Genomic DNA, 9,993 nt, shown 5'->3' on the forward strand with positions numbered 1-9,993 from the left:
ATTTTTAGGTCCACGAAAAAATCCACAGGAAACCGCGGATGTGGATAACAGTGTTGAGAAAAGCCGGATTTCTTCTGAGCAATATTATTATCAATAAAATACAATAACTTAAATAATGTAATTTCCGTGTCAGCCTGTTAACTATTCTGGAAGCAGCGGACGGTATTCAGAGTTTTCCCGCGTTTCAGATTCCTCTTTTCCTCATGGGATGAATTGTGTGTCTTGCTTGACAAACCGCCCCCGAAATTCCCAAGTCGGCGAAAACATCCACTTGCCCACAAAACCACACGCAGGTTCTTAGCCGGGTCATCCACAGGTTAATCAACATGTCCCAGCCCATCATCCTTGCTTCATCGTCCGAAATTCGGCAGCAGATGCTGCGCCAAGCTGGCGTCGAATTTGAGGTTCTGCCGTCCAGAATTGACGAAGAAGCGATCCGCGCGGCGCTTGAAGCCGAAGAGGCAAACCCACGCGACATCGCCGACGCGCTGGCCGAGTTTAAGGCACGCAAGATCGCCGACAAGTTCCCAGACCGAATGGTTATCGGCTGCGATCAGGTGTTAGAGCTGAAGGGTAAGGTGATGTCCAAACCCACCGACCTTGACCAAGCGCGCGTTCAGCTGCGGCAATTGCGGGCAAATCGGCACAAGTTGCTGTCTGCCGCTGTTATCTATGACGAAGGAAAGCCCGTTTGGCGCCATGTCGGCGAAGTCCGCCTGACCATGCGCCCGTTTTCAGATAGCTATATGGAAGATTACTTGGCCCGAAATTGGGAAAGTGTGCAGCATTCTGTCGGCTGCTATAAGCTGGAAGAAGAAGGTGTTCGCCTCTTCTCTCGGGTAGAGGGTGATTATTTCACAGTGCTTGGTTTGCCGCTTCTTGAACTTTTATCTTATCTAACAATGCGTGGAAAAGTGCAGGCATGAGTAATAAAATTCCACTCGCGGGCGTTATTGGCTCCCCCATCGCTCACTCCGCATCGCCGCGCCTTCATAACTATTGGCTGAAGAAATACGGCATACCGGGCTTCTATGTTCCGATGGATATCGACCATTCGGACCTTAAGGACGCGCTTAAGATGATGCCGAAGTTGGGCTTTGTCGGGGTAAACGTCACGATCCCGCATAAAGAAACCGTGTTGGCCTTGGCTGATGTTGTCAGCGACCGGGCCGCACTGATCGGGGCTGCGAACACGCTGATCTTTCGTCAAGACGGTAAGCTTTATGCAGACAATACAGATGGTTACGGGTTCGTCGAAAACATCCGCCAAGGCGCACCGGGTTGGGATCCCGCTGCTGGACCAGCCGCTGTGTTGGGTGCCGGGGGCGCTGCGCGCGCGGTTATCGCGTCATTTGTCGAAATCGGCGTGACGGAAATTCGTCTGTCAAACCGCACCCGCGCGCGGGCCGATGTTTTGCGCGCAGAGTTTGGCCCCAAGATAAGCGTTTATGACTGGGCGCAGGCTGGCAATATGCTGGAAGGGGCCACAACGGTTGTGAACACCACGTCGTTGGGGATGGCCGGAAAGTCAGATTTCCGGATTTCGCTTGATGCGCTGTCGCCCGACGCCGTCGCGACCGACATTGTGTATAACCCTCTGCGCACCAAGTTTCTGGAAGAAGCCGAGGCCAAGGGATGCACTACCGTTGATGGGCTGGGCATGTTGTTGCACCAAGCCGCGCCCGGCTTTGAACGTTGGTTTGGCCACCGCCCAGAAGTTGACGACCAGACACGCTCTGTCGTTTTGGGGGTCTAATGCCATTCTGTATCGGTTTGACCGGCTCGATCGGTATGGGGAAATCGACTACGGCTAAGATGTTCGGCCAAGCCGACCTTCCTGTGTGGGATGCCGATGCAGCGGTTCACCGGCTTTATGCGATTGGCGGTGCTGCCGTTTCGGAAATCGAAAAACTGCATCCTGCCGCCATTGTTGATGGCGCTGTCAATCGCGATGCTTTGAAAACATGGATCGCCAACGACAAATCCGCGCTGCGTCAGATTGAGGCCGTTGTTCATCCGCTTGTTGCCGCGGATCGGGCTGCTTTCATCGCGGATCATCGCGATGCAGATATTCTGGTTCTGGATATTCCGCTGTTGTTCGAAACAGGCGGTGACAAAGCCGTGGATGCCATCGTTGTCGTTTCCGCCCCGGCCGAGGTTCAGCGCAAGCGCGTGCTGGATCGCCCAGGGATGAGCGAAGTCCAATTCGATACCATTCTTGCCAAACAGACACCAGATGCGGAAAAACGCGCGCGCGCGGATTATGTGATTGAAACGCTAACGCTTGAAGGCGCAGAAGCTGCGGTTCATTCTGTGATTGCGGATATTCGGGAAAAACTGGCCAATGCGTGAAATCGTTCTTGATACAGAGACAACCGGCTTTGAGCCCGAGCAAGGCGACCGGATTGTCGAAATCGGCGCGGTTGAACTGTGGAACCACCTGCCGACCGGCAACACCTACCACCAATACATCAACCCCGAACGTTCGATGCCTAAAGAAGCGTTTGAGGTGCACGGCCTTGGCGATGATTTCCTGCGTGACAAGCCTGTGTTCAGTCAGATCGGGCAAGCGTTCTTAGATTTTGTAGGTGACTCGAAGATGGTCATCCACAACGCGGCGTTCGATATGAAATTCCTGAACGCTGAACTTGGCTGGATGGGTTTGCCGACGCTTCCGTGGGAACAGGCGCTTGATACATTGGCAATCGCGCGCAAACGGTTTCCGGGTTCTCCGGCGTCGCTTGACGCATTGTGCCGTCGTTTTGGAATCGACAATACATCACGTACCTTGCACGGCGCGTTGCTCGATTCCGAGATTTTGGCAGAAGTGTATCTGGAGCTTGTCGGCGGTCGCCAACCCGATTTCGGGCTAAGCGGGCAAAGCAGTCAGGCCAGTAATACAGGCGTTCAAGTCGATGATTGGCGCCCCAAACCCCGGCCAACGCCCCTGCCCTCGCGCCTGACCGAGGAAGAGGCCACCGCCCACGCTGCTTTCGTCGAAAACATGGGCGATGGCGCGCTTTGGAAAAAGCTAAGCTAGGCTTAGTTTGTAGGCTGGCTGGCCGCCTGCGCTTCGGCGCGGCGAGCGATTTCTTGGCGATACAGGGCCACAAAATCCACCATTTCCAGATTCAGCGGCGGGAAGCCACCGTCGCGGGTCACATCGCTTACGATGCGGCGCACAAACGGGAACAGCATCCGTGGGCATTCGATCAACAAGAAGGGGTGAAGCTGTTCTTCTGGAACGTTTTCAACCGTGAAAATGCCAGCGTATTCCAACTCTAGCAGGAACAGAGGCGACTTGTCGGCTTTGTTGTCCGAGCGAACGGTGAACTTCGCGATGATTTCGTACTGATTGTCAGCAGGGCGCTTTTTGGCATCAAGTGCGACTTGCACCTGCACCTCGGGGGATACTTCGCCTTGAACGCCTTTCTGCATCAGCAGGTTTTCAAAGGACAGATCACGAATGAATTGACCCAGAATTTGCATCTTGGGTTGTACAGGCGCTGTAGCCTGCGCGCCAGTTTCGGCAGTTTCGGTCATTTTATGCTCCTGAAAAGAACCTGAACTTTGAGTGGTGCTTAACAGGAAGCCGGAACTGCCTCAATGCTGTGTCCAACCTGAGGGGCCGCGTGGCGCCGTGTTTTCTTTGCTGACCTCTTCATATTCGCCGTCGATCACGTCATTTGCCTGCTGCGGGCCGCGATGATGCGTTGTTGGGCCTGTGGAAAAGCTTTGAACATTTACGCGCGACTTAATCCGTTTGTACGCGGCAGAGCGAAATCCGGGGATCAGCAAAAGAAACCCAAGCGTGTCGGTGAAAAAACCCGGTGTCAGCAACAACGCGCCCGCAAAAAGGATCATCGCGCCATGGGCCAAGGGCTCTGTCGGGTCGCGCAATTCGTTGAAGGACGATCGTATCTGCCCCATGGCCAGCGCCCCCTGATTTCGCATCAGTGATGTGCCCAAAAGTGCGGTCAGAATGACGATCAACAATGTTGGCCAAAGGCCTATCAAACCGCCAACCTGAATGAACAACGCGATCTCAATTAACGGAACAGCTAGAAAAAGCACAAAAAGCCACATGGCAAACCCTCTTATCCTTGGGGGTCGCTGGTGGACTTGATTGACCCCGTGCCTTACATATGTGCGTTGTAGACATGTTACCAACCCCCGAAGCAATGAGGATCATATGAACGGCGCCATCATCCAACTTCTGGTTCTGGCCGGTATTGCAGTATTTTTGATCCTGCGGCTCCGCTCTGTGCTTGGCACGCGTGAAGGTTTTGAAAAGCCCCGCGCCCCGATGCAAGGCGCTTCGGACGCGGGTAAAAATGGCCGACGCGACTTCGAGGTGATCGAAGGCGGGCCAGATTCCGACATTACAGATCACGTCGAAGACGGGTCAGATGCTGCAAAAGCATTGGCCGCGATGAAGGTCGCAGAGCCAAGCTTTAACGTCAGTGAATTCCTGTCTGGCGCACGCGGCGCTTATGAAATGATCCTGATGGCGTTCGAAAGCGGCGACATCTCCGAAGTTGAATCCTTCCTTGCGCCCGACGTGTTGGAAAGTTTCCGCCAAGGGATCGCGCTGCGCGAAGAACGGGGCCTGACGATCGAGGCGAACTTCGTTGGCGTGCGTGAACTGGTGCTGCAAGAGGCCAGCTTCCAACCTGACACAGGCATCGGCGAACTTTCGGTGAAATTTGTGGGCGAGCTGACGTCGGTTGTACGTGATGCCGCTGGCGAAATTGTCGAAGGCAGCCCGACAGAGATTAAGCGCCAGCGCGATGTCTGGACCTTTGCCCGGACAATGGGGTCCAACGACCCCAACTGGCAGCTGGTGGCCACGGGGGAATGATCCGTGGCCTAAGGGCCGTAGCCGCCGCGGCGGCCCTTGCCGTAAGCGGTGCAAATTTCGCATCCGGCGCCTCGGCAGAGATTTTGCGTTTCGAAGACCTGGATGGGTGGGCGGATGATGACCATCAGGCCGCCCTTTCCGTTTTTCTGGAAACCTGCGCCGATCTGAAATCGCCCGACTGGGCGCCGATCTGTTCCCTTGCCCAAAGCCAACCCAACGCCCGCACTTTCTTTGAGCTGTTCTTTCGCCCGGTTCTTATCGGTGGTGAAGCTCCGGCCTTGTTCACAGGCTATTTCGAACCTGAGCTTAACGGCGCGCTTCGCCCCTCTGCCCGCTTTCGCTTTCCGCTTTATCGCAAACCGCCCGAGCTTCAGGACGGGGTTCAATGGAATTCCCGCGCCGAGATTGAAAACGAAGGTTTGCTAAGTGATCGAGGTTTGGAAATTGCATGGGTCGACGACCCGGTAGAGGTCTTCTTTCTGCAAATCCAAGGGTCAGGCCGTGTGCGATTGCCCGATGGCAGTGCGTTGCGTGTTGGTTATGGCGGCGCGAATGGGCACAAATACCGGTCCATCGGCGCGGAACTTGTGCGCCGCGGCATCTATGAACGTCATCAGGTGTCTGCTCAGGTGATCCGCAATTGGGTGCGCCGCAACCCAGAGGCCGGGCGCGAATTGTTGCAACACAACCCATCCTACGTTTTCTTTCGCGAAGTTGGCCATGTACCCGCTGAAAAAGGCCCGCTTGGCGCGATGAACCGTTCGATCACCACACTACGGACCGTCGCGGTTGATCCTGCGTATACGCCGCTTGGTGCGCCTGTTTGGATCGAAAAAGGCGGGCGCGGGCCATTGCGCCGGCTGATGATCGCGCAGGACACTGGGTCCGCGATCAAGGGCGCACAACGCGCAGATATATTCTTTGGCACGGGGGATGAAGCTGGCCGAGATGCAGGGCGCGTTCGCGACCCCGGTCGGATGGTCGTTTTGCTGCCCATCGAACAGGCCTTCGACTTAGTGCCGGAGGGTTAAGCCATGCGCCGCCGCCCACCCCGCGGGTTAAGCCCCGAAGAAAATGCGCTTTGGCAGAAGGTGACGGAAACGGCCGTGCCGATGCATGCCGATCACCCCAAAAAGCCGAAATTGGATGAAAGTTCGGTTAAGCCCAAGCCAAAACCCAAACCGAAAACACGGACAGAGATTTCGGGCTTTCGTTTGGGTCAAAAGGCCGCCGATCATCCCCTGCCCCATGACCTTGCCCTTGGCCCGGCCGAGGCGCTGGGCCGTGCCCCTGTGCATATGGATCGTAAAAGTTACGGCCGGATGAAACGCGGCAAGCTTTCGCCCGAAGGCCGGATCGACCTTCATGGAATGACCTTGTCACAGGCGCACCCCGCGCTGACGTCGTTCATTCTGCAATCACATGCGGCGGGTAAGCGGTTGGTGCTTGTCATCACCGGCAAAGGAAAGCGCGGCGAAGATACCGGCCCCATGCCAGTGCGCCGTGGAATTTTGAAACATCAGGTGCCTCATTGGCTTAACTCTCCGCCGCTGGGGTCCGTCGTGCTGCAGGTTTCGCCCGCCCACCAAAAACATGGCGGCGGCGGCGCCTATTACGTGTATCTGCGCCGTCAGCGTTAGGCTTACTCGGCCAGAACAGAGATCGGTGACAGCACGACCTTCGTTGCCTCTTGTACCGTCAGAACGGTGCCCTGCAACAACCCGAGCCGGCCAGAGGTGTCCCCCCGGAACAACGCATCAATCCCCGGTAAGCTGGCGAGCAGGTTGATCAATGCGGGCGAATTGCCAACGGTGAAATGGCCAAGATCAGTCGCCTTGGTGAACTCGGTCACATCAAAAATCGTTACGTCGATGTCGGCCACCTGATCGATGCTTTCAACGTTGCCCAGCCTGTTACTTTCCCCAGATAACCGTGCCGAAAGCGCCAGCGCCCTATCGCGCTGCGATACGAAAATGACGAAAGGTTGCGGCAGTTGCCCGATACGCGTGGCCTGAGAGCGAAACACATCAATGTCGATATCCGGTGACAGCAGCACGACGGCATCAACAGAACGGCGAAGCTCCGCCGGGGATCTGATCGCCATCTGGCGCATCGATTCCATGCTTAGCTGCGCGCCCATGGAATGCGCAATCAACAGCACCGATTCAGCACCAGCCGCGCGAACATCGCGCAACAATTGCTCTAACCCGTCGCGGGCAAATAGCGCGCTATCACGGTCATAGGCATATCCGACGGCACTTCCGCGTGATGGCCAGGCATAATGGATTGCAACGCCATCCAGTTCAAAATCATGTTCCAGCTGCGCGGTTCTAAAGACACCTTCGGCGAAGTTATTGTTGAACCCATGCACGAAAATCACAGCCTCGCGCGCGCCCTTGGGTTTGCTGCGAAAGGTTTGCGCCAGTGTTTTTCGAAACGTGTCTGCGTTGGGAAAGTTGGTGACGTCCGCAATTGCAAAGCTTTCCGCAGGGTCGGGCCGTCCTTCGGCCACTTCGACTTTTCCCACTTGGTGTTCTGGTGGGATGGCCACGGAAATACGCCCGAACGACGAAGAGGATGACCGTTCTATACCCAGCCCAACCGTAACATCCGGCGTCCGGGTCGAGGCATAGTAAACATCAACCACCTCGCCCACGTTGGCAGCCTCAGGAACAAGGATAAGGCTGGGCCGCGGTGTGCAGGCGGCCAGTGCGACAAGTGCAAAAACGAGGAATTTGAAAGAGGACATGGCCGCTGTTTCGAAAATGGTTTCGGGCGAAGTGTTACGTAAACATCTTCGCCCTTACCAGCGTTCGTTACAGCACGTATCGGCTCATATCTGCTGATTTCAGCAGTTCACCAAGGTTGGCGTCTACGAATTCGGCGTTTACCGTCACCGTGTCGCCGGAACGATCCGGCGCGGTAAAGCTGAGCTCTTCGAAGACACGTTCCATCACGGTGTAAAGGCGCCGCGCGCCGATGTTTTCGATGGTCTGGTTCACATCTGCTGCGATCTTGGCCAAGGCCGCGATGCCGTCGTCGGTAAAGCTGACGACAACTTCTTCGGTGTTCATAAGCGCCGTGTATTGCCGGGTCAGCGCATTGTCGGTTTCCGTCAAAATGCGCACGAAGTCGCCTTCGGTAAGTGCGCGCAACTCAACCCGAATGGGCAAGCGACCCTGAAGTTCCGGCAACAAATCAGACGGTTTGGCGATGTGGAACGCACCAGAGGCGATGAACAGGATGTGGTCGGTTTTCACGGGCCCGTATTTTGTGGATACGGTGGTGCCTTCGATCAGGGGCAGCAAATCGCGCTGTACGCCTTCGCGTGAAACATCGGCACCACGCGCATCGGCGCGGGCACAGACCTTATCGATTTCATCCAAGAACACGATGCCGTTTTCCTGAACTGCTTCCAAAGCGGCGCGGTTGACGGTTTCGTCGTCCAGAATTTTGTCTGCCTCTTCGCCGATCAACAACTCATAGCTTTCCGCGACGGTCATTTTGCGCTTAACGGTGCGCCCGCCAAAGGCTTTGCCGAAGATATCGCCAAGGTTCATCATGCCCATGTTCTGGCCGGGCTGCTGACCTGGAAGGTCGATCATCGGCATCGGGCTTGATGTATCCGCGACCTCTAATTCGATCACGGTGTCGTCCAGTTCGCCGCGCTTCAGCTTGCCACGGAACATTTCGCGGGTTTGTTCGCGGGCGTCGGTGCCGGCGATGGCTTCGATAACACGTTCTTCGGCGGCTTCATGGGCGGCGGCTTTAACATCTTCGCGCATGTATTCGCGGGTCTGTGCGATGGCGCTGTCCACCAGATCGCGCACGATCTGTTCCACATCACGGCCGACATAGCCGACTTCGGTGAACTTCGTCGCCTCAACCTTGATGAAAGGCGCACGGGCCAGTTTCGCCAAACGGCGGCTGATTTCGGTTTTACCCACGCCAGTGGGGCCGATCATCAGGATGTTCTTTGGATACACCTCGTCACGCAGATCAGCGCCAAGCTGTTTGCGGCGCCAGCGGTTGCGAAGGGCCACGGCCACAGCGCGCTTGGCGTCCTTTTGGCCGATGATGAAACGGTCAAGTTCCGAAACGATTTCACGGGGGGTCAGGTCGGTCATTTGGCGATCTTCTCTACCGTCAGGTTACCATTGGTATAAACACAAATATCGGCGGCAATCGCCATGGCCTTACGCGCCACATCTTCGGCGGAAAGGTCCGTTTCCAGAAGGCCACGCGCGGCGGCCAACGCGAAGTTCCCGCCTGATCCGATGGCGGCCACGTCATGTTCCGGTTCCAGAACATCGCCCGCACCGGTGATCACATAAATCGCTTCGCCATCCGAAACGATCAGCATCGCCTCTAGCTTTTGCAGGTATTTGTCGGTGCGCCAATCTTTGGCCAGCTCTACCGCGGCGCGCTGAAGTTGGCCGGGCGTGGCCTCCAACTTGACTTCAAGCCGCTCCAACAGGGTGAACGCATCTGCGGTGGATCCGGCGAACCCGGCCACAACGTCATACCCACCGGGCGACAAACGGCGCACCTTGCGGGCGGTGCCCTTAATTACGGTTTGGCCAAGGCTGACTTGTCCGTCACCGGCAATCACCACCTCGCCGCCGCGCTTTACACCTAAAATCGTGGTGCCGTGCCAGCCGGGAAAATCACTCTCTGCCATCGGGGCCTCCTTACTCTTCAACGATATATGGCCGCGCGATCCGCTGGGGACAAGCGGCGCATGAAAAAGGGGCGCCGAAGCGCCCCGATTTCGGTCATTCAACCGACATTTAGATGGATTCTTCGATCCAGCTTTGCAGAGCCGCCTTGGGGGCTGCGCCGATTTTGTTGGAAACCACTTCGCCGCCTTTGAACAGGAACAGCGCAGGAATGCCGCGCACACCCATCTGGGCCGGGCTGTTTGGGTTTTCGTCAACGTTCACTTTGACGATCTTAACTTTACCGTCCATTTCGGCGGAAAGTTCTTCAAGCGCTGGGCCGATCTGCTTACAGGGGCCGCACCACTCTGCCCAGAAATCCACCACTACGGGGATGTCAGAGGCCTTAACTTCTGCGTCGAACGTGGCATCGGTGACAGCAACAGTTGCCATGATTGTTCTCCTTGGCGTGTC

At 56.4% G+C, this 9,993-nt stretch carries 13 protein-coding genes; 7 read left to right on the top strand and 6 right to left on the bottom strand.

Going from position 1 to position 9,993, the window contains the following annotated elements; translation table 11 throughout:
* The first annotated feature begins 326 nt into the window (after positions 1 to 326).
* Genes COL8621_RS16485 through dnaQ form a run of 4 tightly spaced genes read left to right on the top strand, consistent with a single transcriptional unit; the run spans position 327 to position 3,040 of the window.
* Positions 327 to 926 (top strand): Maf family protein, encoded by a 600-nt coding sequence (locus COL8621_RS16485; RefSeq protein ID WP_093968358.1) that lies wholly within the window; start codon positions 327 to 329, stop codon positions 924 to 926.
* Positions 923 to 1,756 carry a shikimate dehydrogenase gene (locus COL8621_RS16490; RefSeq protein ID WP_093968359.1) on the top strand — a complete coding sequence of 278 codons (834 nt, stop codon included), beginning with the start codon at positions 923 to 925 and terminating at the stop codon, positions 1,754 to 1,756. Before COL8621_RS16485 ends, COL8621_RS16490 begins: the two co-directional genes overlap by 4 nt.
* On the top strand, positions 1,756 to 2,352 hold the full coding sequence (coaE, locus tag COL8621_RS16495) for a dephospho-CoA kinase (RefSeq protein WP_093968360.1): 597 nt from the start codon (positions 1,756 to 1,758) through the stop codon (positions 2,350 to 2,352). The genes COL8621_RS16490 and coaE overlap by 1 nt, the downstream gene beginning before the upstream one ends.
* Positions 2,345 to 3,040, top strand: a complete 696-nt coding sequence (dnaQ, locus tag COL8621_RS16500; protein ID WP_093968361.1) for a DNA polymerase III subunit epsilon — start codon at positions 2,345 to 2,347, stop codon at positions 3,038 to 3,040. Before coaE ends, dnaQ begins: the two co-directional genes overlap by 8 nt.
* Before the next feature lie 2 nt (positions 3,041 to 3,042).
* On the opposite strand, the gene secB is transcribed toward dnaQ, so the two are convergent.
* Both secB and COL8621_RS16510 read right to left on the bottom strand, forming a co-directional pair.
* Complete coding sequence (gene secB, locus COL8621_RS16505) at positions 3,043 to 3,543, bottom strand: protein-export chaperone SecB (RefSeq protein WP_093968362.1); 501 nt, start codon at positions 3,541 to 3,543, stop codon at positions 3,043 to 3,045.
* A gap of 60 nt (positions 3,544 to 3,603) precedes the next feature.
* Positions 3,604 to 4,086, bottom strand: a complete 483-nt coding sequence (locus COL8621_RS16510; RefSeq protein ID WP_093968363.1) for an FxsA family protein — start codon at positions 4,084 to 4,086, stop codon at positions 3,604 to 3,606.
* 106 nt (positions 4,087 to 4,192) lie between these two features.
* On the opposite strand from COL8621_RS16510, the gene COL8621_RS16515 reads away from it, so the two are divergent.
* From COL8621_RS16515 to COL8621_RS16525, 3 genes are read left to right on the top strand one after another with little or no spacing between them, the layout of a single operon-like run.
* Complete coding sequence (locus tag COL8621_RS16515) at positions 4,193 to 4,861, top strand: Tim44/TimA family putative adaptor protein (protein WP_093968364.1); 669 nt, start codon at positions 4,193 to 4,195, stop codon at positions 4,859 to 4,861.
* Complete coding sequence (gene mltA, locus COL8621_RS16520) at positions 4,858 to 5,892, top strand: murein transglycosylase A (protein WP_093968365.1); 1,035 nt, start codon at positions 4,858 to 4,860, stop codon at positions 5,890 to 5,892. The genes COL8621_RS16515 and mltA overlap by 4 nt, the downstream gene beginning before the upstream one ends.
* Positions 5,893 to 5,895: 3 nt before the next feature.
* Positions 5,896 to 6,501 carry a Smr/MutS family protein gene (locus tag COL8621_RS16525; protein ID WP_093968366.1) on the top strand — a complete coding sequence of 202 codons (606 nt, stop codon included), beginning with the start codon at positions 5,896 to 5,898 and terminating at the stop codon, positions 6,499 to 6,501.
* 2 nt (positions 6,502 to 6,503) lie between these two features.
* On the opposite strand, the gene COL8621_RS16530 is transcribed toward COL8621_RS16525, so the two are convergent.
* From COL8621_RS16530 to trxA, 4 genes are all read right to left on the bottom strand, one after another.
* Complete coding sequence (locus COL8621_RS16530) at positions 6,504 to 7,610, bottom strand: alpha/beta hydrolase (protein WP_093968367.1); 1,107 nt, start codon at positions 7,608 to 7,610, stop codon at positions 6,504 to 6,506.
* 67 nt (positions 7,611 to 7,677) lie between these two features.
* On the bottom strand, positions 7,678 to 8,988 hold the full coding sequence (hslU, locus tag COL8621_RS16535) for an ATP-dependent protease ATPase subunit HslU (protein WP_093968368.1): 1,311 nt from the start codon (positions 8,986 to 8,988) through the stop codon (positions 7,678 to 7,680).
* A complete protein-coding gene (gene hslV / locus COL8621_RS16540) occupies positions 8,985 to 9,542 on the bottom strand; it encodes an ATP-dependent protease subunit HslV (RefSeq protein WP_093968369.1) in 558 nt (185 codons plus the stop codon). Before hslV ends, hslU begins: the two co-directional genes overlap by 4 nt.
* A 109-nt stretch (positions 9,543 to 9,651) precedes the next feature.
* Positions 9,652 to 9,972 carry a thioredoxin gene (gene trxA, locus COL8621_RS16545; RefSeq protein WP_093968370.1) on the bottom strand — a complete coding sequence of 107 codons (321 nt, stop codon included), beginning with the start codon at positions 9,970 to 9,972 and terminating at the stop codon, positions 9,652 to 9,654.
* Positions 9,973 to 9,993: the final 21 nt, after the last annotated feature.

This window comes from Actibacterium lipolyticum, from assembly GCF_900184935.1.
Lineage (GTDB): Bacteria > Pseudomonadota > Alphaproteobacteria > Rhodobacterales > Rhodobacteraceae > Actibacterium_A > Actibacterium_A lipolyticum.